The organism is Xanthomonas vasicola (genome assembly GCF_000772705.2).
Lineage (GTDB): Bacteria > Pseudomonadota > Gammaproteobacteria > Xanthomonadales > Xanthomonadaceae > Xanthomonas > Xanthomonas vasicola.
This window is the reverse complement of record NZ_JSBW02000048.1, coordinates 73,953-97,680: the sequence shown is the minus strand read 5'-3', so window position 1 is coordinate 97,680 and position 23,728 is coordinate 73,953. Positions and strand designations below refer to the sequence as shown.

At 63.7% G+C, this 23,728-nt stretch carries 19 protein-coding genes, 1 other RNA gene and 1 riboswitch; of the genes, 19 read left to right on the top strand and 1 reads right to left on the bottom strand.

What is annotated here, in order from left to right:
* Positions 1-1,231: 1,231 nt before the first annotated feature.
* From NX05_RS13500 to ribD, 5 genes are all read left to right on the top strand, one after another.
* On the top strand, positions 1,232-3,547 hold the full coding sequence (locus tag NX05_RS13500) for a TonB-dependent receptor (protein ID WP_039436625.1): 2,316 nt from the start codon (positions 1,232-1,234) through the stop codon (positions 3,545-3,547).
* Positions 3,548-3,725: 178 nt separating this feature from the next.
* Complete coding sequence (glyA, locus tag NX05_RS13495) at positions 3,726-4,979, top strand: serine hydroxymethyltransferase (RefSeq protein WP_039436627.1); 1,254 nt, start codon at positions 3,726-3,728, stop codon at positions 4,977-4,979.
* Between the two features lie 102 nt (positions 4,980-5,081).
* Positions 5,082-5,606, top strand: coding sequence for a transcriptional regulator NrdR (gene nrdR / locus NX05_RS13490; RefSeq protein ID WP_003490311.1), 525 nt, complete (start codon positions 5,082-5,084; stop codon positions 5,604-5,606).
* A complete protein-coding gene (locus NX05_RS13485; protein ID WP_039436630.1) occupies positions 5,603-6,088 on the top strand; it encodes a GNAT family N-acetyltransferase in 486 nt (161 codons plus the stop codon). The genes nrdR and NX05_RS13485 overlap by 4 nt, the downstream gene beginning before the upstream one ends.
* Positions 6,085-7,194 carry a bifunctional diaminohydroxyphosphoribosylaminopyrimidine deaminase/5-amino-6-(5-phosphoribosylamino)uracil reductase RibD gene (ribD, locus tag NX05_RS13480; protein WP_039436632.1) on the top strand — a complete coding sequence of 370 codons (1,110 nt, stop codon included), beginning with the start codon at positions 6,085-6,087 and terminating at the stop codon, positions 7,192-7,194. The genes NX05_RS13485 and ribD overlap by 4 nt, the downstream gene beginning before the upstream one ends.
* A 54-nt stretch (positions 7,195-7,248) precedes the next feature.
* Here ribD and NX05_RS13475 read toward each other — a convergent pair whose 3' ends face one another.
* Positions 7,249-7,872: an outer membrane beta-barrel protein gene (locus NX05_RS13475; protein WP_039436634.1), complete on the bottom strand. Its 624-nt coding sequence runs from the start codon at positions 7,870-7,872 to the stop codon at positions 7,249-7,251.
* Between the two features lie 219 nt (positions 7,873-8,091).
* Positions 8,092-8,267: riboswitch (FMN riboswitch) on the top strand.
* Positions 8,268-8,434: 167 nt separating this feature from the next.
* On the opposite strand from NX05_RS13475, the gene NX05_RS13470 reads away from it, so the two are divergent.
* From NX05_RS13470 to kdpC, 14 genes are all read left to right on the top strand, one after another.
* The gene (locus NX05_RS13470) at positions 8,435-9,037 is read left to right on the top strand and encodes a riboflavin synthase (protein ID WP_039436921.1); all 603 of its coding nucleotides are present in this window, start codon (positions 8,435-8,437) and stop codon (positions 9,035-9,037) included.
* A complete protein-coding gene (ribB, locus tag NX05_RS13465) occupies positions 9,034-10,173 on the top strand; it encodes a 3,4-dihydroxy-2-butanone-4-phosphate synthase (RefSeq protein ID WP_039436636.1) in 1,140 nt (379 codons plus the stop codon). The genes NX05_RS13470 and ribB overlap by 4 nt, the downstream gene beginning before the upstream one ends.
* A gap of 309 nt (positions 10,174-10,482) precedes the next feature.
* Positions 10,483-10,947: a 6,7-dimethyl-8-ribityllumazine synthase gene (gene ribH / locus NX05_RS13460; RefSeq protein ID WP_010367697.1), complete on the top strand. Its 465-nt coding sequence runs from the start codon at positions 10,483-10,485 to the stop codon at positions 10,945-10,947.
* Positions 10,944-11,414, top strand: a complete 471-nt coding sequence (gene nusB / locus NX05_RS13455) for a transcription antitermination factor NusB (protein WP_010367695.1) — start codon at positions 10,944-10,946, stop codon at positions 11,412-11,414. The genes ribH and nusB overlap by 4 nt, the downstream gene beginning before the upstream one ends.
* A gap of 222 nt (positions 11,415-11,636) precedes the next feature.
* The gene (gene thiL, locus NX05_RS13450) at positions 11,637-12,614 is read left to right on the top strand and encodes a thiamine-phosphate kinase (RefSeq protein WP_017118339.1); all 978 of its coding nucleotides are present in this window, start codon (positions 11,637-11,639) and stop codon (positions 12,612-12,614) included.
* A gap of 394 nt (positions 12,615-13,008) precedes the next feature.
* The gene (locus NX05_RS13445; protein WP_039436638.1) at positions 13,009-14,586 is read left to right on the top strand and encodes a CocE/NonD family hydrolase; all 1,578 of its coding nucleotides are present in this window, start codon (positions 13,009-13,011) and stop codon (positions 14,584-14,586) included.
* Between the two features lie 976 nt (positions 14,587-15,562).
* On the top strand, positions 15,563-16,423 hold the full coding sequence (locus NX05_RS13440; protein ID WP_230597678.1) for a hypothetical protein: 861 nt from the start codon (positions 15,563-15,565) through the stop codon (positions 16,421-16,423).
* A gap of 301 nt (positions 16,424-16,724) precedes the next feature.
* Positions 16,725-17,075 carry a hypothetical protein gene (locus NX05_RS24215; RefSeq protein ID WP_126922549.1) on the top strand — a complete coding sequence of 117 codons (351 nt, stop codon included), beginning with the start codon at positions 16,725-16,727 and terminating at the stop codon, positions 17,073-17,075.
* Positions 17,076-17,120: 45 nt separating this feature from the next.
* Positions 17,121-18,482 (top strand): type III secretion system effector F-box protein XopI, encoded by a 1,362-nt coding sequence (gene xopI, locus NX05_RS13430; protein ID WP_039436642.1) that lies wholly within the window; start codon positions 17,121-17,123, stop codon positions 18,480-18,482.
* 86 nt (positions 18,483-18,568) lie between these two features.
* A non-coding RNA gene (locus NX05_RS22625) (sX9 sRNA) lies at positions 18,569-18,644 on the top strand.
* A 428-nt stretch (positions 18,645-19,072) separates the two neighbouring features.
* On the top strand, positions 19,073-19,165 hold the full coding sequence (locus NX05_RS13420) for a potassium-transporting ATPase subunit F (protein WP_006452907.1): 93 nt from the start codon (positions 19,073-19,075) through the stop codon (positions 19,163-19,165).
* Positions 19,166-19,180: 15 nt separating this feature from the next.
* Positions 19,181-20,974, top strand: a complete 1,794-nt coding sequence (kdpA, locus tag NX05_RS13415) for a potassium-transporting ATPase subunit KdpA (RefSeq protein ID WP_039436646.1) — start codon at positions 19,181-19,183, stop codon at positions 20,972-20,974.
* Between the two features lie 11 nt (positions 20,975-20,985).
* Positions 20,986-23,034: a potassium-transporting ATPase subunit KdpB gene (kdpB, locus tag NX05_RS13410; RefSeq protein ID WP_039436653.1), complete on the top strand. Its 2,049-nt coding sequence runs from the start codon at positions 20,986-20,988 to the stop codon at positions 23,032-23,034.
* 40 nt (positions 23,035-23,074) lie between these two features.
* Positions 23,075-23,704 (top strand): potassium-transporting ATPase subunit KdpC, encoded by a 630-nt coding sequence (kdpC, locus tag NX05_RS13405; RefSeq protein ID WP_026113173.1) that lies wholly within the window; start codon positions 23,075-23,077, stop codon positions 23,702-23,704.
* The last annotated feature ends 24 nt before the right edge of the window (positions 23,705-23,728 follow it).

The following is a 23,728-nucleotide window of genomic DNA, read 5'->3' as shown; positions in this document are numbered from 1 at the left end:
GCCCAAGTTCGCCGGCTCTGTCGGTATCTCCACGAGGCTCACACCGTTGAGCATCAGTTCAAGCGCTTCGGTCATCTGCAGGCTCGGAAGCTGCGCTTGGGTTAGTGCAGTAGATGGTCTGCGCCAGGCAACGACCATCTTTTACTTGTCTATGTCCTAGAAGACAGTCGGCTCAGCGAGCGCTGCTGCGCCTGTACCGGCAAACCTGCTGGAGCCGTCGCTGTCGGCTTGCTGCTTCCGGCATCAGCTTGCGGCCCGCTGAACACCCAAGCTTCTGTTCTTCACGTACATCGCTCCTCTGACTGCGGGTGGCAAAGCCTTTATAGATGGGCACTCCGTTGCCGCGGCAGCTCAGCAGGATGGTGGTTCGACCTGACCGCCCTCGGTGTCAGAGTGCACTGGGCCAGAGCAATCCATCGGTCCAAAGGATCCGCACCGACGGACACGTTTTTTCTGGCGCCACAGGTGTGCAGCAGTGCTGCTTGTTTCGCCTATTCCGGATCAGCGCACGACATGCTGTTCAGGCGCTCTTGGATCGTGCCGAGGGCTTAAGGGACAAACCTTGCCCACAGAAGAGGACAAGAAAATGACATCGCATGCACTGGAGCGTCATTCGGATCGCAAAACGGGACATTCGAAGACTTCAGAGTCCGCAAGTCTGGCGGGAAAAATTTAGGCTGCCATCGGCCATGTGGTGTGTCGGAGGCGAGACTTCCATGCCGTGATCGGCGTCCGTCAAGACGCGCCCACCAACATGCCGCCTTCCTGATTCGCAAACGCTCGCCATCTGACCGCCCATGATCCTTCGCAACCCGCCATGCCTGACACGCCCATCCGGAATAGAGCGTTTCCGGCGTCGATCTGGCTGGCAACGGCCGCATGCTGCACACCAAATTACCGGTTGGGGCAACTCTCGCCTGAAGCTCGGCACCGCCGGTGCGCGACGGCGTGGCGCGTTCTGCTGTTCCGGCGGATGAAGATATTCGATGCCACCGGCACGTCGGGCTGCTTAGTCCGGGACATCGGGCGCGTGGACGACTCGAACAGGGCGGGCACTTTGTCCAACTGCGCAGACCTGGACCACCATCTGAAAGATGGCGACGCCCAAGTCAACGGACAGCAGTTGCAAGCACTCGGGCCATGGACGCGGCCCGAACGTTGGTCCGCGACTGCGCGTGCCGACGCGACAATGGCTTGACCAGATACCTTCCCCCACACTGGCAATCTCCTCATGAACAAAGCGCTTCTTTCCGTGGCCGTGATGGCGGTGTTGTACGCGGCCGCCGCCGGCGCCTTCGCCCAGGACGCCGCCGGCACCGACGCCGTTTCGCGCGGCAGCCTCACCACGACCTCCAACACCACCAACTCCAACGCCACTCAACGCGCGCTCCAGCTCGACGCGGTCAAAGTGACCGGTAGCTCGGTGTCGCTAGGCAGCGGCAACATGGAGGTGCAGTACGCGCCCAAGGCCGTGTCCACCATCAGTCGACAGGCCGTCATCAGGGGCGTGACCGGCGCCAACTTCACCCAGATGCTATCCAGCATCCCCGGCGCGATCTCGGCCACCAACGACATGACCGGCCTGAGTGACGGCAACTTCACTGTGCGCGGCTTCCCCGCCGACGAGGTCGGCGTGACCCTCAATGGTGTGCCGCTCAATGACTCGGGTGATTACACGATGTATGCCAGCGAGTACGGCGACACCGAAAACATGGGCGACATCACCGTCGAGCAGGGCTTTCCCGACGTGAGCTCACCGGTGATCGGCGCAGCCGGTGGCAACATCGCCTGGGTCAGCGTCGATCCAACCGCCAATGCCGGCTTGGACTTGAGCCAGAGCTTGGGTAGCAATAACTACAAGCGCACGTTCCTGCGCTACAACACCGGCGACAGCGGACCGGTCCGTTCGTGGTTCTCTTATTCGAACAACCAGACCGACCATTGGCGCGGCGATGGCCAGTCCACGGTGAACAAGATCGACGCCAAGTCGGTGTGGACGTTGGGCGACGGCGACGCGATTACCGGCGCGTTGCAATACACGCGCCATGTCAGGAACGACTACCGCAACCTCACCAAGGAGCAGATCGCCGTCAATGGCTACGACTTTGGCTATGTCCAGTCCTACAAGTCGGCCGACGCCAGTGACTGGGTCGGCACCCGTACCAATCCGTTCCGCAGCTGGATCGCCAGCCTCGACGGTGAGTTCACACTGAGCGACAGCCTGCACCTATCTGTGGTGCCGTACTTCGTCTACGGCTACGGCGGCGGCGGCTACGGGTACGCCAGTACCTATGTGTTCTACACCTTCGACACTTTCCGGCCAGGCATCCACGTCAAGTTCAAGCAGGACTTTGGCATGCGCGACAGCCTGGAGTACGGCATGCTGGTCGAGCGCCCGCGTGAGCAAGGTTCGAATGTCTTCCTTCCGGCCGACCCGCAGGGCCACCCCGCCGATGTCTGGGGCCATGACAGCCGCTATTACTACAAAAATGCCAACGGGAGCCCGCAGGTCGCCTATCGCTTCTACTCGACCACGCCTACCTACCGTGCTTTCGCCACCAACACCTGGACGCCCGACGACCAGTGGACGCTGACCGTTGGTGGCGCCTATACCTGGGTGCAGCGCAAGGGCTGGTATTCGACCTGGCCGGGCGCTGACCTGGGCATCGATCTGACCACGCCGGGAAACAGCTCGCTGTACGCCTCCGGCGCTAATACCTATAGAAAGTTCACGCCGACGGGGGGCGTCAAATTCCAGCTCGACGAGCAGAACCAATTATTCCTCGGAGTGGGAAAGGCTTACCGCGCGCCAATCAACACGTCCGCGCTGTACGATTTCTGGAATGCCGCCTATGCCAGTGCTATCGGTTCGCAGACATCGATCAGCGATGCCGAACCCGAGCAGTCGCTGACCGCCGACCTGGGGTGGCGCTACTACGGCGACAATCTGAGCACGGTGTTCGACCTGTACGCGACCAACTTCGAGCACAAGCAGTTCAGTGGCGCCGATCCGGTGACCCGCGCTCCGGTCTACTACCAGCTAGGCAGCGTGCAGATGCGTGGTGTCAATACCGAATTGAGCTACAAGTTCGACGACCTGTGGTCTGTGTATGCCTCCTATGCATACAACAAAAGCGAGATGAAGAGCGATGTCGCGCTTGGTGCCACCACCTATGCCACCGACGGCAAGACACTGGTCAACGCACCGAGGAACGCGGGATATGCTTCCATCAACTACACAGGCCATGCCCTGTGGGCCAGCCTGAGCGTTAATGCGCAGAGCAGGATCTGGGGCACATTCCTCAACTCAGGTGGCTCGGACGCTGCTGGATTTGCCACCGTCAACCTCAACAGCGGCTACAACTTCGCTGACATTGGCAACCTGAAGAAGCCTTACCTGAAGGTCAACCTGTTCAACTTAGGCAACCGTAAGGCGCTGATGTTCTCGGCGACCACGGCACTGGACACCACCGCCTCGGCAGCGACCTGGCAACTTCTGCAGGACCGCACGCTGATGGTCACATTCGGCGGATCGTTCGAGCTGTAAAGCGCCACGGCGCAGGCACGGGCTTGCCTGCGCTTGCGTCTGCTTGCAGGCAGCTGTCTTCGGCCCTGCTGGGGTTGACGTGATTTCGGCCCCGGCCTCGTGCATGGCATCTCACCTCAAAGGGTGTAACACGCTTTAAACTATGCGCCTGCCATCTGTCCATTCCTCTGGAGACCTGATGTTCTCGCGCGATGTCCGACTGGAAACCTACGACCCCGAACTGGCTAAGGCCATCGCTGCTGAAGCCGGCCGCCAGGAGGATCACGTCGAGCTGATCGCCAGCGAAAACTACTGCAGCCCCCTGGTGATGGAAGCCCAGGGCAGCCAGCTGACCAATAAGTACGCAGAAGGCTATCCGGGCAAGCGCTACTACGGTGGCTGCGAATTCGTCGATATTGCCGAGCAGCTGGCGATCGACCGCATCAAGCAGGTCTTCGATGCCGACTATGCGAATGTGCAGCCGCACAGTGGTTCGCAGGCCAATCAGGCGGTGTATCTGGCGCTGCTGCAGCCGGGCGACACCATTCTGGGCATGAGCCTGGCGCACGGCGGCCACCTGACCCACGGTGCCAAGGTCAACGTCTCCGGCAAGCTGTTCAACGCAGTGCAATACGGCGTCAACGAGCAGGGCCTGATCGATTACGAACAAGTGCAGCGCCTTGCGACCGAGCACAAGCCGAAGATGGTGGTGGCCGGTTTCTCTGCGTATTCGCAGAAGATCGATTGGGGCCGCTTCCGTGCCATTGCCGACAGCGTGGGTGCCTATCTGTTCGTGGACATGGCCCACATCGCTGGCCTGGTGGCCGCTGGGGTGTATCCCAGCCCGATGGAACATGCGCACGTGGTGACGTCGACCACGCACAAGACGCTGCGTGGCCCGCGTGGCGGCATCATCGTGGCAAAGGGCGCCAGCGAAGAGTTGCAGAAGAAGCTGCAGTCGATCGTGTTCCCCGGCATCCAGGGCGGCCCGCTGATGCACGTCATCGCCGCCAAAGCCGTCGCGTTTAAGGAAGCGCTGGAGCCGGCGTTCAAGACCTACCAGCAACAAGTGGTCAAGAATGCTCAGGCCATGGCCAATACGCTGATTGCGCGTGGCTACAAGATTGTCTCCGGCGGTACCGAAAACCATCTGATGCTGGTCGATATGATCGGCCGCGACGTCTCCGGCAAAGATGCCGAAGCCGCGCTGGGCAAGGCGCACATCACCGTCAACAAGAACGCCGTGCCCAACGACCCGCGCTCGCCGTTCGTTACTTCCGGCCTGCGCCTGGGTACCCCGGCAATCACCACGCGCGGTTACAAGGAACAGGACAGTATCGATCTGGCCAACTGGATCGCCGACGTGCTCGACGCCCCGACCGATGAGGCGGTGTTGGCGAAAGCGCGTGATGCAGTGACCGCGCAGTGCAAGAAATATCCTGTGTATGGCTGAGATGCCGGGATTGGAGATTGGTGATTTGGGATGCGCTAACGGCGTGTCCTTGTTTGTGCTGTTGCCAATCCCTAATCCCTAATCTCAGATTCCGGACGCCTGATGCATTGCCCCTTCTGCCAGCACAACGACACCCGCGTGATCGATTCGCGGGTGTCCGAAGACGGCACGACGATTCGTCGCCGCCGTGAGTGCGAGGCGTGCGGCGAACGTTTCAGTACGTTGGAAACGATCGAACTGAAGCTGCCCACCGTGGTCAAGAGCGATGGCGGACGCGAGGCCTTCGATGCACGCAAGCTGCGCACCAGCTTCGATCGCGCGCTGCAGAAGCGGCCGGTGGCCGAGGAACAAATCGAAGCGGCAGTGCGTGCAGTCGTGCATCAGCTGCGCATGTCCGGCGAGCGCGAAGTGGGCTCGCTGCGCGTGGGCGAATACGTGATGGTGGAGCTGCGCAAGCTCGATCATGTTGGCTATGTGCGCTTTGCCTCGGTGTATCGCAGTTTTCAGGACGTGGCCGATTTCCGCGAGGAAATCGAAAAACTCGAACGCGAACTGCCGGTCGGCAGCGAACAACTGCCATTACTGGAAGCTGCACTGGAACGCGCCGGCAAACCCGGCAAGCGGTGAGCGCGATGCGCATCGCCTGCGTGGCGGAAACGCCAGCGTATCTGCCTGAGATTGCGCAAGCGCATCTGCAGGCCTTCGGCACGCTGCTGCCGGAATGGAACCTCGATGAGGCGCTGAGCGAATTGCGCAGCCATACGCGCGATGGCGTCATCCCAACGACCTGGGTGGCACTGGGTGAGACGCAGTGGCTGGGTTCGGTGAGCCTGCTCGAAAACGACGATGCACGCATTCGGCAATGGTCGCCCTGGTTGGCGTCATTGTATGTGCAGCCGCAGGCGCGCGGGCAGGGCATTGGCGAGGCGCTGGTGGCGCATTGCGTGCAGGCCGCTGCGCGCCTGGGCGTGCCGTTGCTATACCTGTATTGCCAGCCGGAATTGATGCCGTTTTATCAACGGTTGGGGTGGCAGACGCATACCAAATTCTTGCTGGGCCCGATGCACATCGTGGTGATGTGCATCGGGCCGGGAGCAGTCACGCAATGAGGGAGATCGCGGCGGCCGCGAGTGCCGACGACCACCGCTGGATGGCGCAGGCATTGCGCTTGGCCGAGTGCGGCGCCTACACCACCCGCCCCAATCCGATGGTGGGGTGCGTCATCGTGCGCGATGGCGTGTGCGTGGGCGAAGGCTTTCATCAACGTGCGGGTGGCCCGCATGCTGAAGTCTTCGCGCTGCGTGCGGCCGGTGAGTTGGCGCGCGGCGCCACTGCGTATGTGACCTTGGAGCCATGCGCGCATTACGGGCGCACGCCGCCGTGTGCGTTGGCATTAATCGATGCAGGCGTAACGCGTGTGGTCGCGGCGATGGCCGACCCGTTTCCGCAGGTCAATGGCGGTGGTTTTGCGTTGCTGCGCGATGCCGGAATCGAGGTGCTGAGCGGGGTGATGCACGCCCAGGCGCGCACGCTCAATCGGGGATTTCTGTCGCGGGTAGAGCGTGGCTGGCCGTGGGTAAGGATCAAGCTCGGCGCCAGTCTGGATGGACGCACCGCGTTGGCCAGCGGCCAATCCAAATGGATTACCGGTGCCGATGCACGTGCAGACGTACAGCGCTGGCGTGCGCGTGCCGGCGCGATTTTGACCGGTGCTGGCACGGTGTTGGCCGACAATCCGTCGATGACGGTGCGGCTGGGCGATGACACCGCGTTCGCGCCACCGCTGCGTGTGGTACTGGATTCCGGCTTGCGCACGTTGGCGTGCGCCAACATTCGCGATGGCGATGCGCCGACGCTGTATCTGCATGGCGATGCTGTCGCGGCAACTGCGCTGAATGGTGCGGAATTTGCGGCACTGCCGCTGAGTGCTGGACGTTTCGATCTGGCTGCAGTGCTGGCGTTGTTGGCCAAGCGCGGCATCAATGAAGTACATGTGGAAGCCGGGGCCACGCTGAGCGGTGCGCTGCTGCAGGCGGGGCTGGTGGACGAACTGCTGATCTATATGGCCCCGGTGCTGCTGGGCGACACTGCAAGGCCCTTGCTTGCTGGCCTCGGTATCGAAACGCTGGCACAGCGCTACGAATTGCAACTCCACGATGTGCGTCAGCTTGGGCAGGATCTGCGCTTGCGCTACGCGCCACTAGCGGTGGGGTGAGTGCAAAAAAAAGGCCCCGCATGCAGGGCCTTTTTTATTCATGCACGATGCCGATCAGAAGCTCGCGCGCACGCCGACGCGGTACTGATTTGCGTCGTCGATGAATTGGGCTTCGCCAACCAGGCCCCAGGTCTGGGTGAAGTTCACCTGGCCACCCAGGGTGCCCACGAACTCGCCCTTGTCCACGTCGCTGCCATCGATGTAGCCGGCCTTGAGCCATGCTTCGGTACGCGGCGAAGGCTTGCCACGCAGGCCGAAGTTCACCCAGCCCAGGGTGGTGGAGTCGGAGCTACTGCCCAGCGAACGGCCGCGCTGGCGCAGGTCCGCATCGACCTTGGTACGCAGCGCGCTGATGTCGGCGATGAACTCGACGCGCTCAGTCATTTCCTGGCGGTAGCCGATGCCGGCGTTGGCCTGCGTCAGGGTGCCGTCGATCGTGAAGTCGGCGCCGAGGTTGTAGTCCTTGGTGGCGCGCTGGTAGCCGGCGAAGACGTAAACCGGCTGGGCGATCTGCCAGGAACCGCGCAGGTAGCCCCCGTTGATGCCCTCGTTGTCATCATTGACGTTGAAGTTGGTGCGGTTCCAGCCGCCTTCGACGTAGGTGTAGCTCAGGCCTTCCGCAGAGGCGGCAAACGGTGCGGCAGCCAGCAGGGCAGCCAGAATCAGGGTGTTGCGCATTGGATGGTTCTCTCCGAATTGATGTCCGTGTCTCCACCCCATTGCGAGGTGGAAAAGAACGACGTCTCCCGTCGCCGCGCGCAATTTAACAGCTTCTTCACAAAGCTGGCTATGGGGAGTTTCCTGACACGACACAGCGTCCTGCCAGCCTTGTCTGACGCTCAGGCATTGCGCGGATGCGCACTGTTAAACTGCGCCGGCCGGTTCGCCGGCACTTACGAACGTCTTCAGGGCGGGGTGCGATTCCCCACCGGCGGTAGGCATGCGCACGCATGTGAGCCCGCGAGCGCTTCGTCGCGACGGTTGGCGCTGCAGGTGCCGGGTATCGCGCGAAGGTCAGCAGATCCGGTCCGATGCCGGAGCCGACGGTATAGTCCGGATGAAAGAAGACGGCCACCGCGCAGCCTTGCGGCTGTGCGCGCGCCTGTTTGCTTTGCCTTGCGGCGTTTTTCGCTCAACTTCTGCGAGAAACGACTATGTCCATGTACCACCTGCCGCGCCGCGCCGCGGCCTTCCAGCGCTCCATCGCAGCAGCCTCCGTGCTGCACGCGGAGGCATGCTGATGTTCACCGGAATCATTGAAGGCGTCGGCCAGCTGGCTGCGCGTCAGCCGCAGGGCGGCGATGTGCGTTTCACCTTCGCCACCGGCACGCTGCCGTTCGAGTCTGTCCAGTTGGGCGAGAGCATTGCGGTCAATGGCGTGTGCCTGACCGTGATTGCGTTCGACGCAGCCAGTTTTCAGGCCGACGCCTCCACCGAAACCCTCTCGCTGACCACGCTGGGCGCGTTGCCGGAAGGTGCGCTGCTCAATCTGGAACGCGCGATGCGGCCCACCGACCGGCTGGGCGGGCATCTGGTCAGCGGGCATGTGGATGGCCTGGGCCAGGTACAGGCGGTGCATGACGATGCACGCGCGCAGCGCTGGCGATTTGCTGCGCGGCCGTCGGTGTTGCGCTATGTCGCCAAGAAGGGCTCGATCTGTGTGGATGGTGTCAGCCTCACCGTCAATGAAGTGGACGAAGAAGGCTTCGAAGTCGCGTTGATTCCGCATACGGTGGCCAATACCGCGTTTGCGCAGACGGCAGTCGGTGCTGCGGTGAATCTGGAAATCGATCTGGTGGCGCGCTATGTCGAACGCCTGCTCGGGACGCGAGGTGTGGCATGAATTTCGCGCCCGTTCCTGAGTTGATTGAAGAATTGCGCGCCGGTCGCATGGTGGTGATCGTCGATGACGAAGACCGCGAAAACGAAGGCGATCTGATCATGGCCGCCGAGTTGGTGAAGCCGTCGGACATCAACTTCATGGTCACCCACGCACGTGGGTTGGTGTGCCTGTCGCTGACTCGCGAGCGCTGCGCGCAACTGGGCCTGGCGCCGATGGTGCGCAACAACACCGCGCAGTTCCAGACCAACTTTACCGTCAGCATCGAAGCGGCCGAAGGCGTGACCACCGGCATTTCCGCCTACGACCGCGCGCACACCGTGCGCACCGCGGTGCGGCCGGATGCCAAGCCGCAGGATCTGAGCCAGCCGGGGCATATCTTCCCGCTGATTTCGCAGCCCGGCGGCGTACTGACGCGTGCAGGGCACACCGAAGCAGCCAGCGATCTGCCGATGCTGGCCGGGCTGGAACCGGCCGGTGTGCTGGTAGAAGTGCTCAACCCGGACGGCAGCATGGCGCGTCGCCCGCAGCTGGAAGTGTTCGCGCGCGAGCATGGGCTGAAGATGGGCTCGATCGCTGATCTGATCGCGTACCGGCTGGCCAACGAGCACACCGTCGAGCGCGTGGACGAGCGCGATATCACCACCGAATTTGGCTCGTTCAAGTTGGTGACCTACCGCGACCGCATCGCGCACGACCTGCACTTTGCGTTGGTGCGCGGCAGCGCCGATCCGCACACACCCACCCTGGTGCGTGTGCAGGTAGAAAATCCGCTGGCCGACTTGCTGCATTGGCAGCGCGATGACTTCGGCGTGGCGGCCACCGATGCCTTGCGCGCGATTGCCGCCGAAGGGCAGGGCGTGATGGTGGTGCTGTCGGCACCGCGCGACAGCGAATCGCTGCTGGCACGGCTGCGCCAGCAACCCGAAGCCGCCGCCAACGCCAAGGACGTGAGTCAGTGGCGGCGTAACGGCGCCGGCGCGCAGATCCTGGCCGAACTGGGTCTGGGCAAGTTGCGCGTGCTGGGCACCCCGCGGCGTCAGGTGGGGTTGGCCGGGTTCGGGCTGGAAGTGGTGGAGTATCTGGAATGCCACGCCGGCGAAGGTGTGCGTTCGGTGTCGCCGCCCGCCGTGCCCTGAGATGGCTGCGAGCCGTTACCGATGGCATCCGCCCCGTGCCGATGGTTCCGGCCGTGTCGGCTCGCGTGACTGACAGCGCGTATCTGTCAGCTGCTATGGCCTACGTGCCGGAAGCGCAGTGGCCAGAGCATGGCCATCGGTTGAGGCGTAGGTCCGGCCTGATCGGGTGGGGCAGTCGGCTGACCGCAATCGCACATTGCCGTTAAAACGCATGGCCGGGTCTGCTTTGGTGGACCCCGTCTGTACGCGTCGGCCGGGCCTGGCCCCGGCAGCTGTTAAACTTCCTGCCCCCTCGAGTTGCCGACCCGCATGACCCACTACGAAGGCGATCTTCGCCCCACCACCGCGCGCTTTGCGATCATCGCCAGCCGCTGGAATGCCCGCATCACCGACGCGCTGGTCACCGGCGCGCGCCAGAGCCTGGCCGGCAACGGCATTGGCGACGACGCTATCGACGTGATCCGCGTGCCCGGCGCCTGGGAAATTCCGATCGCCGCCAACCGCGTGGCGCAGTCCGGCCAGCACGGCGCAATCATCGCGCTGGGCTGCGTGATCCGTGGCGATACCCGCCATTACGAACACGTGGCCGACCTGTGCGCCGAAGGCCTGATGAGCGTGCAGTTGCAGACCGGCGTGCCGGTGCTCAACGGCGTGCTGGCGGTCGAACGCGTGGAAGATGCCGAAGCGCGTGCCGGCGGCAGCCACGGGAATAAGGGCGAGGAATGCGCGCTTGCAGCGCTGGAACTGGTGAATTTGATGGAGTTGTTGCCATGAGCAAGCCCGGTGGGCACCCGCGCCACGGCCGTCGCGACGGTATCGACCCGGTGCTGCGTTCGCGCGCACGTCGGCGTGCCTTGCAGGCGGTGTATGCGTGGCAGATTTCCGGTGGCTTCGCCAAGCAGGTGATCGGCCAGTTCGCCCATGAGCAGGCGCACGAAGTTGCCGATCTGGCGTACTTCGAGAACCTGGTCGAAGGCGTGCTGAGCAACCGCGCCGAACTGGATACCGCGCTGACCCCGTACCTGGATCGCGGCGTGGAAGAGGTCGATGCGATCGAACGCGCAGTGCTGCGGTTGGCCGCCTATGAATTGCTGTACCGCCAGGACGTGCCGTACCGCGTGGTGATCAACGAAGCAATCGAAACCGCCAAGCGCTTCGGCTCCGAGCACGGCCACACCTATGTCAACGGGGTGCTGGATCGCGCCGCAGTGGAGTGGCGCAAGGTGGAGTCGGGCGCCTGAGGTGCCGAGATCCGGCATTCGTGATTCGTGATTGGCAGCGAGCGACGGTCCCGCCGATGCAAGTGTGCGAGCACTTGCTTGAGTGAATAAGCCTTGGGTTGAGTTACGCCATGTCCGGACTGCCGCATCATTCGATAGTGCAGGCGGTAGGCAATCGTGCCGCCCCGCGCAAAGCCGCTGTGACCAATCCCCAATGCCTAATCTCCAATCCCGGCCCTTCACATGCCCGAATTCGATCTAATCGCCCGGCTGCGTGCGCGCATTGCAGCGCGTGCCGATGTGCCGTTGGGCATTGGCGACGATGCGGCGTTGCTGCAGCCGCCGGCCGGTGAGCAGCTGGCGATCACCACCGATACGCTCAATACCGGCGTGCATTTTCCGCACGAAACCCGCGCCGACGACCTGGGCTGGAAGACGCTGGCAGTCAATCTCTCCGATCTGGCGGCGATGGGTGCGCAACCGCGGTGGTGCACCTTGTCGTTGTCGCTGCCGAACGACGATGCGGCGTGGGTGGATGGATTCGCCGATGGCTTCTTCGCGCTGGCCGATGCGCACGACATTGTGCTGGTCGGTGGCGACACCACCCGCGGGTCGCTCTCGTGCGGGGTGACGGCAATCGGCAGCCTGCCGCCGGGTGCGGCGTTGCGGCGCGATGGTGCGCGCGTTGGCGATGATGTGTGGGTGACCGGTGCGCCGGGTGAGGCCGCCGCCGCGCTGGCGCTGTGGCAGGCCGGTCAACTGGACGTGACCTGCGTGGCTGCCGACCCGTTGCATGAACACTGGCGCAGCCGCTTGCTGCGTCCGCAGCCGCGCGTGCAGGCGGGGCTACGTTTGCGCGGGCTTGCGCATGCCTGCGTGGACATCTCCGACGGGCTGCTGGCCGATCTGGGGCATCTGTGTGCGCGCAGCGGCGTAGGCGCGCAACTGGCGCTTGCGGCTTTGCCGGCGATGCCGCGCAGCGCAGGCATCAGCGCATTGCAGTGCCTTGGCTGGCAACTTGGCGGTGGCGATGACTATGAGCTGTGCTTCACCGCCGCGCCGCAGCATCGCGCTGCAGTGGTACAGGCAATGGAATTTGCGCAGGTGGCCGCAACGCGTATCGGCCAGATCGTCGCCACACCCGGCGTGGTGGTGCACGACGCCGACGGCAACCCCTGGCAACCGCCGCAGCGCGGCTATCAGCACTTCGTGCTGAGCTGAGGGCGCGGGAAGCGTTGCGCGGCGCGCAAAAGCCCGCGGGTCGCGATCAGCCATCCGCGCGGGCTGCTTTCACTTGCGCGCCGTGCCCGCGCTTGCTGCAAAAGCGCCACCAGCCAGGCTGCAGTACGACAACTACGCAGCGATGCCGCCCGCTGCTCCTGGTTCAATTTCCCGATTCCCGATTCCCGATTCCCGATTCCCGATTCCCGGCTCCCGGCTCCCGGCTCCCGGCTCCCGGCTCCCGGCTCCCGGCTCCCGGCTCCCGGCTCCCGGCTCCCGGCTCTTGATCCATACCGTACCGTCTGGTACGTTCGCGGCGTTCTCCCCCGAACAACGGATGCATGGCAGTTGCCGCTGGGCCACCCCGGCCTGGCCTCGCGTGGGAGAGAACAGCATGAGCAAGCGTTGGATCGGAAGCATCGCCTCACTGGCGTTGTGGATGGCGTCGGCGTCGGCGATGGCGGGCGCCTTCAGCAAGACCTATGAACGCATCCCCGGCTGGGACGGTGCGCAGATGGGGGCACTGGTACTGGTGCCGCAGGGGCAGGGTGCAGGGCCGTTTCCGCTGATCGTGATGCCGGCCAGTTGGTCGCTGCCCAATCTGGAATATCTCGGCCGCGCCACCCAGTTGGCCAGCGACGGCTACGTGGTGGTCAGTTACACCTCGCGCGGGTTCTGGGATTCGGCCGGGCAGATCGATATCGCCGGGCCGGACACGGTGGAAGACGTCAGCGCGGTGATCGACTGGGCCCTGGCGCATACGCCGGCCAACCCGAATGCGATCGGCGCGTCGGGCATCTCGTACGGTGCGGGCATCAGCCTGCTCGCGGCCGAGCGCGACCCACGCATCAAGGCCGTGGCCGCGCTCAGCGGTTGGGCCGATCTGGAAGCCTCGCTGTATTCCAATCGCACGGTCAGCCAGCAGGGCGTGGGGCTATTGGTGGGCGCCGGCGCGCTGACCGGACGCGCCGGCCCGGATCTGGCGCAGATCGGCGTACGCGTCGCGCAAGGCGATTACGACGACGCGGTGCAGGGCTTCCTGCCGCAAGCGGCGTCGCGCAGCCCGGCCACCGATGTAGCCGCGCTCAACGCGCGCGGTACCGCAGTGTTGCTGGGCAATGCGTTCAACGACGGGTTGTTCCCGCCGAACCAGACCGTCGCGTTCTTCAACCAGTTGCGAGGCCCGAAACAACTGCTGCTCAGCCAGGGTGATCACGCCACCGCAGAGCTGCCCGGCGCATTGGGGTTGCCCAACGAGATCTACACCGCAACCACGCGCTGGTTCGACCGCCATCTCAAGCAATTGCCCAACGGGGTGGATGCAGAAGTGCCGGTGCGGCTATCGCCACGTGCGGGGCAGTGGCTTGAATATCCGGACTGGGCGTCGGTGCAACAGGCCACCACGCAGTTTGGCCTGTCCGCACCCGCAGGGTTGTTGAGCCCGACCGGTGGATTGACCGGCGGGACGTCGAGCGGATGGCAGTCGCGTATCGCCACCGACGTGCCGACCCTGGCCGATTCCGGCGTGGTGCTGGTCAGCGGCTTGCTGCAAGGCATTGGCGTGCCGGTGACAACCTCCATTCCGCTGGTCAATCGCGCTGGTGCAGCCGTATGGGTCGGCTCGCCATCGAACAGCACCCGGCGCCTGGCCGGTAGCCCGTCGCTGCGCGTGACCGTGGTGCCCAGTCAGTCAAAGGTCAGCCTATTCGCGTATCTCTACTGCATGGATGCGCTGGGCGCGGCGAAGCTGATTACGCATGCGCCGTATTCGTTGCGCGACACCACCCCCGGCAAGCCAGTGACGCTGACGTGGCCATTGCAAGCCGCCGCAGCTGACGTTCCTGCCGGGCAACGGCTGGTGCTGGTGATCGACACCCGCGACACGCGCTATAGCAGCATCAACGATGGCGGCAACGTGACGTTTACATCGCCTGCAATAGCGCCGTCGCAGTTGAGCGTACCGTTGCGATAGTCGTCATCGTCGTATCTGCATTCGTCCCATGCTGCACGGCACGGTGACAGCGAGAGGTGGAGCAGGGGCGCAGCTTGCCTGCACAGCGCGAGCGGCCTTCCGTCTAATCCGGCGAACTCATCGCAAGATGCGAGGGGGGCGATTGGGCAAGCGGGCAATCGCCGGGCCGGCTTCGACCCTTGCGACAAGGCATCTTTGGGGGCTCGTTTGGGTGCTCGACATCTAAGCGAACACGCGATGGACCGGGGTGGCTGTCGATGCTGCATCTGCCTGTTGCCACCCGTTCTAGCGCAGCCAGCTGGGTAAAGTTGCCTTCATGGCAAGGCGGGGTCGGCGCGCCGAAGGGCGCGTAGCCCCCGGGCAGCAGCGCTGCCCGGCGCATATTGCCTTCGTGCAGGTTGGTCACGCAGCCTGGGCCGGTCAAGCGCAAGTTTGCGCCACGTTGGGCGCGCAAGCTCCGTTCGTGTGGGTGAACACCATTTCCCTCGCTGCCTCCAGGCACGATTTGGCTCTTTGCAAAATTACGCCCAGAGACGCAATCGATGTCGCCGCTGTGGCGCACCTCAGGAGATGCAAGATGCACACCAATCGAATCGCTCTGCCGCGCGCTGTGGCGTCCACCAGCCGAGCGGAGGAGGCGTCGACCTCCCAGTCGCCGGCCACCTGCCCACTGCCCGATCCGCCGCCGGCACACATCCAGCAGGACGAGCGTTTCGACAGACTTACTCCACTGCCTCGCGATCTTCGCCGAGAAATCTTGGGTCGATTGGATCGTAGAAGCATTGCGCGGCTTGGCGCAACTTCGCGGGCGATGGCGGAAGCCGCCCGTGACCGTATGGAGCTCTTCCTAGAAGCGCACCCACGCTACGACCCACTGACCGACTGCGGTCGCGTCCGCAGCCTTAAGGATATGCGTGCTACGTTACGAATGGTCACGCGTCTCCCGTACCCAGGCGGTGAAGACCACGGCGCGCGCTTGACCGCATGCTTCCAGTTAGTTAAGCGCGCAGCAAAGCTACCGCAATCGGAGCGTGCCGAGGCGCTCATGGCGTTGTTGGAGCATATCAACCAGCTTCCCGGCCAACCAACGCTGCCTACCCTGTCTCGCTTGACAGAGCAGCTGGGAATCGTGCCCAGAGAGCAACGTGAAGCTTATTTGACGAAGGTGTTGCAAGCGGCGCAAGCCGTTCACGACCAGGTCGCCCAGCCCGATGCTGTCCAGGGCGGGGATGCTGCACTGGAGATGTTGTCTGCTGAATCCAGGCTATTAAAGATCGCTTACATCCGCAATTTTATACCATTATCGATGTTGCTACGTGCGGTCGCTAACCTCGCTGCAGGGCAGCCAGGGCCGCCTGCGCAAGCGGAGGCGACGCTGCTTCATGAAGTGACTGCGGGGTTGCAGATCACGGGCTGGTTTATGGAACGACACAAGTACGTTGTGGAGGCGTGTGCGCGTTTGGCAAACGGACGGGACGTGTTGAACCATATGGTCGACTTGTCGGTCACCCTGCCCGATCCGCAGATGCGCTGGACTTCCTTTGGTGCGTTAGCGAATGCCAGCTCCCTATTTTCCCGCCGCAAGGACACTGCCTTTTTGCTGGTGCGTTTGGCTAACGTATTGCCGCAACAGCCTGAAGCAGAGCGCTATCAAGGTGGCGAGTTACTGCTCCTGGAGGCACTGCAGCTCGATCGCAGAAGGTTCAAGGCGGTGTGCGCCGCAGTCCGTGCCCAAGCAGACGCGATCCCCGGACGCTCCGCTGATTTCATCGCCATGTGCGCAAGAACGACTGCCTTGGCGGATTCCAGGCCAGCATCCAGTTGGTGTTGCTGGTAGACAGAGATATCGGCAGCCGCACGACGGATTTGGACACGGCGCCTCGGGCCATTGCATCGCCATGATGCTCGGGCGCCCGGCGCAGACCCCGAGGGAGTGTCCCTCCGAATGGCGGCGCACGCACTGAAGGCGACGCAGCCACGAGGCTCGACGCATAAACGTTGTTCCTGGCGCGCGGATGTATGCAGCTGCTTGCCGGGTTGCGGGCCGGGCAACCCGCCAAACCACGGCGTTGAGCGCCTATAAACCATGGATGGTTTGACCGCGTCGTGCGATAGATGGCGCGACAGTCGGTAAGGAGTTGCAGGCGTTCCTGGCAGCTCGATCGTGTGCGATCACCAGCGTGGAGTTCGGTGCGTTGGTCGAGCGGCGAGAGCACGCATACGCCTTTGTGCGCCTTGATGCATGGTCCGGTCGGGGTGATGGGAGCGTCTGCGTGCATGCGAAACGTGATGATGCCGATTCCATCGCTGCAGTGAAGATCAATGCATCACAGCACCCACCCAACAGCAGAATCGATCGCTTCGATTGCTGCTGCGGAGGTTTCGGCTTTGGCTGTCTGTGCGTGTGCGCCGTCGCGTTCGTGCAGGCGAACGTGATTTCTGAAACTGCCCGCAGACAGGATGTTGCTTTGGAGAAAGTACGCGCTTAGAACCGCAGCGATGCCGCTGCTGCGGCACACCGCAGGAGACCCGAGATGCCGATCAACCGAACCGGTCTGCCGCATGCTGCGGCGTCGACCAGCCAGACCGAAGAGGCGTCGACGTCCCAGCCGCAGGCCAGCCGACCACTGCCCGATCCGCTGCGGGCACAAATCGAGCAGGACGAGCGCTTCGACAGACTTTCCCCAATCCCGCGCGATCTTCGGCGAGAAATCGTGCGTCGATTGGACCCAAGAAGCATGGCGCGGCTCGGCTCAACTTCGCGGGAGATGGCGCCGGTTGCCCGTGAGGAAATGCAGGCGTTTATGGACCGTAACCCGTGCTATGACCTTCTCACCGATTTCGGTGAGATCGGTAGCGGCGAGCGTCTGCGCGCGGCCTTACACGCGGTGACGCATTTCCCGTACCCGGCCGATCAAGATCGCAGCGAGCAGATATTGCGCAGGTACGGAAGGCTTGCGGCGCGGATTCCATCATTGCCGCGGGCGCAGCGATTTGAGGCGTTTACCGCTGTGTTGAATCGTGCAACCCGCTATTCAGGGAATATGGCATTTCGCGTGATGGCGCGCTTGACCGATGACCTGGGATGCTTGCCCGAGGACCTGCGCGCGCTCGCCTTCCATGCAATCTTGCCCAGTTTGATTGCCACGCGGAGGCAAGCGCTGCAGGCTGCTGCCGGAGCAGCGCACGGTGGCCATATGGTGGCAGTAGCAGAGGCTGATGCAGGGGGCGTGCAAGGTGATGCTGCGCCAGGAGCGCAAGGCGCTGTGGCTCCGGCTCAGGGTGGCGCTGCCGGAGGCATCGGCGGAGCACTTCCGTTTAATTTGCTGGCATCGGCGATCAGGCAGCTGCCCGAGGAGGCAGTCAACCTAGCGATAACCGAGGCTGCCGCGCTTCAGACCGGCCCCCGCCTGCTGGCGGAGGTGACCCTACGCCTGCATCTTGTCGGATTGGAGCCGATCCATCGATTCCAGCAGGCGTATGCGCAGCTTGCCGAGCACCTCGCGCGTTCCGGCGATGGAGCCGAAGCCTTGACCCACTTGGTGGCCTTGTTGAACACACTGCCCAATCCGGGAGTGCGCCAGGCTGCCTTCAGGGAATTGACGCGGGCCGTGCACGCATTGGACAGCACCGAGAGTAGCGCTGCGGTGTTGAGGAGGTTGGCTGGGGCGTTGCCGCAGCAGCCTGCCGCGGTGCGTTATCTGTGCAGCCTGGATGTGCTTGCAGCGGCGGGTAGCCTCTTCCCGAGCGAGCAGATACCAGTCATTGCCTCCGTCCGTGCGCAGGCTGCTGCGATCCCGAACCAGGCCGCCGAACTCATCGCCAGATGCGATGACGCGATCGCCACGGCCAGCATGATGCTTGCGACTGTGTCGCGCAGGTATATGGACATGTGAGCACTGTTTGATTGAGTGTGGTTTAGAGCAGCTAACAAAACTACTGCGCAGCCGCCAGGCGGGCGCGGCCGGTGCTCGGAATCGGCATGTACCACTCGTACACTCCGGTTCCTGTGCGCCGCCCGCACCCACCTGACGACTGCTCGCTACGTTTTGTTAGCCGCTCTAAGTCACACAAGCGGGCGCGCACTGCCTGGCGCCACCCTGTCCGGCGCGACCCGAGAGCAGATGGGGCTCACAGCATAGCTGCCCTCTGCGTGCAGCCAGGTCACCGCAGTGAGGGAAGCCGACCGCTGGAGCGCCTGGCGGGCTACCTGGTTGAGGCTCAGGCTGCCCTCGCATTTTATGCGGACTTTACGCAGCGCCGGCGGCAGATCCATAGCGACTTTACGCAGCCCAGGCAGAGACTGCGCACGTTGGCGGAGCGGTTCCGCCGTGGACGATCCCGATGCATCCCTTCACTTGCCTGCTTCATCGGCGCTGCGCGCAGAGTGCGGCAGCGCTTTGTCATGTTGGCACGCACGCGCTGCCGACGCTGCGACACATCGCATCCATCGCGCCACGTGCGCACGTCTCGGGGAGTAACTGACATGCCTGCCTGGTTGTCCCTGTTGTGCGGCGTGGCCGTACTCGTTGCCGCTGCGTACCTGCTGTACGTGGTGCTGCGGCCCGAAGACTTCTGATCCGAGTGCGCTCCAATGACTGAAACTTTTCTTGTCTACGCGCTGGCCATCGTGCTGGCGTGGCCCCTGGGCCGTTACATGGCCGCCGTGATGCGCGGCGCACCGATGCGCGGCGACGCGCTGTTCGGCTGGATCGAACGGCCGTTGTACGCATTGCTCGGCACGCGCCCGCAGCAGGGCATGTCGTGGCGCGGCTACAGCGTGGCATTTCTGCTCAGCAACCTAGTGCTTGGCTTGCTGACCTGGGCGGTGTTCATGACCCAGGCGTGGCTGCCGTTCAACCCGGACGCCATCCCGAACATGCGTTGGGATACTGCGCTGCACACCATGGTGTCGTTCGTCACCAACACCAATCAGCAGCATTACTCCGGCCAGGCGCAGTTGTCGTATCTGTCGCAGATGACCGGCATCGTCGGCCTGCAGGTGGTGACGCCGATGATGGGCTTGGCGTTGGCGGTGGCGACGCTGCGTGCGTTGTTCGGTGGGCGCGCTGCCAAACAGGCGTCGGGTGCTGCACCGGTATCGGACACGACGGCCGTGGCGGAGATTTCGGAGCCAGAATCGCCGCGTCAGGGACGCCAACACACGGGGTCCGGCTTGGAAGCGCTGCCTGAAGCCGACGTCGGCAATTACTGGGCCGACGTGATCCGCTCCAGCGTGCGCGTGCTGTTGCCGCTGTGCCTGCTGTGGACCGTTCTGCTCGGCTGGCAGGGTGTGCCGTCGACATTCCAGGGCGCAGCGACCGCTACACCGTTGGATAGCAGCGCCGGCATGGCCAAGCAGACCATTCCAGTGGGCCCGGTTGCGGCGATGGTGGCGGTGAAACAGCTCGGCACCAACGGCGGTGGCTGGTATGGCCCCAATAGCTCGGTGGCGCTGGAAAACCCCACGCCGCTGAGCAATTTTCTGGAAACCTTGGCCATCGTTTTGCTGCCGATCAGCGTGGTGTTCATGGTCGGCTATCTGACCGGGCGCAAACGACTCGCTGCGTTGGTGTTCGGCACCATGTTGACGATGTCGGCCGCGTCCACCGCGTTTTTGCTGTGGTCCGAAGCGCATTCGGCCAGTGCGACCTCGCCGGCGCTGATGGAAGGCAAGGAAGTGCGCATCGGTGCGGATGCCTCTGCGTTGTGGGCGGCGTTGACCACGCAGACCTCCAATGGCTCGGTCAACGCGATGCACGATTCGTTGGCGCCATTGAGCGGCCTGGTCACGCTGGTCGACATGCTGATCAACGCCATCTGGGGCGGCATCGGCTGCGGCTTGCAGCAGTTCGTGGTGTATCTGTTGCTCAGCGTGTTTCTGGCCGGCTTGATGACCGGACGTACGCCGGAGTTGTTCGGCCGTAAGATCGAATCGCGCGAAGTGCAATTGCTGGCGCTGTTGATCCTGCTGCAGCCGCTGGTGGTGCTGGGCTTTACCGCAGTGGCACTGGCAGTGCCGGCGTTTACTGCCAATTCCAATCCCGGCTTCCACGGCATCAGTCAGGTGTTCTACGAGTACACCTCCGCATTTGCCAATAACGGTTCGGGTTTCGAAGGTCTGGGTGATGCCACGTACTGGTGGAATCTGAGCTGCTCGGTGGTGCTTGCCCTGGGTCGCTACCCGGCGCTGATCTTGCCGCTGATGGTAGCTGCGCGCATGGCAGTAAAGCGCCGCGCGCCGGAGTCGGCCGGCAGCCTGCAAGTTGAAACGCCCACCTTTGCGCTGACCCTGATGGCGATCGTGCTGGTGCTGACCGTGCTGCAGTTCATGCCGGCACTGGTGCTGGGTCCCATCGCTGAACACCTCGCCCTGGCGGCGTCCTGAGAGTTTGAGCAATGTCTACGATCGATACGACTGAAAAACGCGAGCGCGGTGACGCAGCGTTGTTCGATGCCGCCGTGCTGATTGCGGCGATGCGCGCCGCCTTCGGCAAGTTGGCGCCGCGGCATCTACTGCGCAGCCCGGTGATGGCAGTGGTGATGGGCGGCACGGTGCTGGCGGCGGTGATCACCGCCAGCGGGCATTCGCATGCCGGTTTCGGCTGGGCGGTGACGGCGATTCTGTTCGTCACCGTGTTGTTCGGCAATTTTGCCGAAGCCATTGCCGAAGCGCGTGGCCGCGGCCAGGCGGCCTCGCTGCGGCGTGCACGCAAGGACCTGGTGGCACGCCGGGTGGAAACCGCACTCGGTGGCCGCGAAACCCGCGTGCCGGCAGCAGAGTTGCGCCCGGGCGATTACGTGATGGTGTCCGAAGGCGAATTCGTACCAGCCGATGGCGAAATTGTGCGTGGCGTTGCCACCATCAACGAAGCAGCGGTGACCGGCGAATCGGCACCGGTGTTGCGCGAAGCCGGCACCGATCGCAGCGGCGTCATCGGTGGCACGCGCGTGCTCTCCGACGAGATCGTGTTCAAGGTCACTGCCGAGCCGGGGCATAGCTTTCTCGATCGCATGATCGCGTTGGTGGAAGGTGCCAATCGGCAGAAGACGCCGAATGAAATTGCGCTGACGTTACTGCTTGCCGCGATGACGCTGACGTTCCTGATCGTGGTGGCATCGTTGCCGGCCATTGCGGGCTTTGTCGGCGTGACGCTGGACCCGCTGCTGCTGATCGCGCTGCTGGTGTGTCTGATCCCGACCACCATCGGCGGGCTGTTGCCGGCGATCGGCATTGCCGGCATGAACCGCGCGTTGTCGGCCAATGTGTTGGCCAAATCCGGCAAGGCAGTGGAAGTGGCCGGTGACGTGGATGTGCTGCTGCTCGACAAGACCGGCACCATTACCTACGGCGACCGCCAGGCCACCGCGTTCCATCCGCTGGCCGGCGTCGACCGCGCACAACTGCGTGATGCGGCCATGCTCGCCTCGCTGGCCGACCCCACGCCGGAAGGCAAATCCATCGTCAAGCTGGCGCGTCAGCAAGGTGCCGTGGCAGTGGAAGCGGAGGGTGCCCAGTTCATCGCGTTCACCGCACAGACGCGCATGTCCGGTGTCGATTTTGGCGGGCGCAGCATCCGCAAGGGCGCCGGCGATTCGATCGTGGCGTATGTGCAGGGCATGGGCGCCACGGTATCGCCGGAATTGCAGGGCCGTATCGAAGAAGTCGCGCGTGGCGGTGCCACGCCGTTGGTAGTGGCCGAAGGCCGCCATGTGCTGGGTGTGGTCGAGTTGAGCGACGTGGTCAAGCAGGGCATCAAGGAAAAGTTCGCGCAGTTGCGTGCGATGGGCATCAAGACGGTGATGATCACTGGCGACAACCCGCTTACCGCTGCCGCCATCGCTGCCGAGGCCGGCGTGGACGACTACATCGCCCAGGCACGTCCGGAAGACAAGCTGGCCCGCATCCGTGCCGAGCAGACCGGTGGGCGGCTGGTCGCAATGGTCGGCGACGGCACCAACGACGCCCCGGCGCTCGCGCAGGCCGACGTTGGCCTGGCGATGAACTCCGGCACGCAAGCCGCCAAGGAAGCCGGCAATATGGTGGATCTGGATTCGGATCCGGCCAAGCTGCTGGCAGTGGTGGAAGTGGGCAAACAGCAATTGATCACGCGCGGTGCGTTGACCACGTTCTCGCTGGCCAACGACGTTTCCAAATACTTTGCGATCCTGCCGGCACTGTTTGCTGCCGCCATCCCGTCGATGGCCGCGCTCAACGTGATGCAGCTCTCCAGCCCGCGCCACGCGGTGCTGGCGGCGTTGATCTTCAATGCGTTGATCATTCCGGCATTGATTCCGCTGGCGTTGCGCGGCGTGCGTTTTCGTCCTTCCAGCGCCACCGCGTTGTTGCGTCGGAACATGCTGATCTACGGCGTGGGTGGCGTGTTGCTGCCATTCGTTGCGATCAAAGTGATCGATCTGGTGCTGGTTGCTGTCTTCGGTGGCTGAGCCACGTGTGATGCACCTTTCTTCTTCTGGGAACATGTCCATGTCTTCTTCCTTGCCGTTACGCGACGACGGCGCCCTGCGCGGTTCGCTGATGCTCGCGGTATTCACCCTGTTCGGGCTGGGCCTGGCCTACTCGCTGGTCGCCACCGACATCACCGGTGCGCTGTTCTCCGAGCAGGCCACCGGTTCATTGGTGCGTGTCGATGCGCGCGTTGTCGGCTCGGCATTGGTTGCCCAGCCGTTTACCGATGCGCGCTATTTCCAGCCGCGTCCGTCGGCCGCCAAGTACGACCTTACCGCCGCGTCGGGCAGCAACCAGGCGCGCTCCAATCCTGATCTGCTGGCCCGTATCGCTACCACGCGTGCCCAAGTGGCCAAACGCGACGGCATCGCCCCGGAGGCAGTACCGGGCGAGCTGCTGACCCAATCCGGCAGTGGCCTGGACCCGCATCTGAGCCCCGCCGGCGCCCAGGTGCAGATCCGCCGCGTGGCCACCGCACGCGGCTTGCCCGAGCAACGCGTCGCTGCACTGGTGCAGGCTGCGACCGAAGCGCCACAGTTCGGACTGCTTGGGCAGCCGCGGGTCAACGTGCTCGCGCTGAATCTGGCGCTGGATAAGGCTGGGAATGGGGAGTCGGGAATGGAAAATGGTGTGAAGCAAGCGCACTAGGATCATCACGCAGCTGTACGCTCT

What these genes read in the sequence shown, in the direction of transcription:
- NX05_RS13500 (WP_039436625.1), top strand. Translation starts at nt 1,232, where the DNA reads ATGAACAAAGCGCTTCTTTCCGTGGCCGTGATGGCGGTGTTGTACGCG.
- glyA (WP_039436627.1), top strand. Translation starts at nt 3,726, where the DNA reads ATGTTCTCGCGCGATGTCCGACTGGAAACCTACGACCCCGAACTGGCT.
- nrdR (WP_003490311.1), top strand. Translation starts at nt 5,082, where the DNA reads ATGCATTGCCCCTTCTGCCAGCACAACGACACCCGCGTGATCGATTCG.
- ribD (WP_039436632.1), top strand. Translation starts at nt 6,085, where the DNA reads ATGAGGGAGATCGCGGCGGCCGCGAGTGCCGACGACCACCGCTGGATG.
- NX05_RS13475 (WP_039436634.1), bottom strand. Translation starts at nt 7,872, where the DNA reads ATGCGCAACACCCTGATTCTGGCTGCCCTGCTGGCTGCCGCACCGTTT.
- NX05_RS13470 (WP_039436921.1), top strand. Translation starts at nt 8,435, where the DNA reads ATGTTCACCGGAATCATTGAAGGCGTCGGCCAGCTGGCTGCGCGTCAG.
- ribB (WP_039436636.1), top strand. Translation starts at nt 9,034, where the DNA reads ATGAATTTCGCGCCCGTTCCTGAGTTGATTGAAGAATTGCGCGCCGGT.
- ribH (WP_010367697.1), top strand. Translation starts at nt 10,483, where the DNA reads ATGACCCACTACGAAGGCGATCTTCGCCCCACCACCGCGCGCTTTGCG.
- nusB (WP_010367695.1), top strand. Translation starts at nt 10,944, where the DNA reads ATGAGCAAGCCCGGTGGGCACCCGCGCCACGGCCGTCGCGACGGTATC.
- thiL (WP_017118339.1), top strand. Translation starts at nt 11,637, where the DNA reads ATGCCCGAATTCGATCTAATCGCCCGGCTGCGTGCGCGCATTGCAGCG.
- NX05_RS13445 (WP_039436638.1), top strand. Translation starts at nt 13,009, where the DNA reads ATGAGCAAGCGTTGGATCGGAAGCATCGCCTCACTGGCGTTGTGGATG.
- xopI (WP_039436642.1), top strand. Translation starts at nt 17,121, where the DNA reads ATGCCGATCAACCGAACCGGTCTGCCGCATGCTGCGGCGTCGACCAGC.
- NX05_RS13420 (WP_006452907.1), top strand. Translation starts at nt 19,073, where the DNA reads ATGCCTGCCTGGTTGTCCCTGTTGTGCGGCGTGGCCGTACTCGTTGCC.
- kdpA (WP_039436646.1), top strand. Translation starts at nt 19,181, where the DNA reads ATGACTGAAACTTTTCTTGTCTACGCGCTGGCCATCGTGCTGGCGTGG.
- kdpB (WP_039436653.1), top strand. Translation starts at nt 20,986, where the DNA reads ATGTCTACGATCGATACGACTGAAAAACGCGAGCGCGGTGACGCAGCG.
- kdpC (WP_026113173.1), top strand. Translation starts at nt 23,075, where the DNA reads ATGTCTTCTTCCTTGCCGTTACGCGACGACGGCGCCCTGCGCGGTTCG.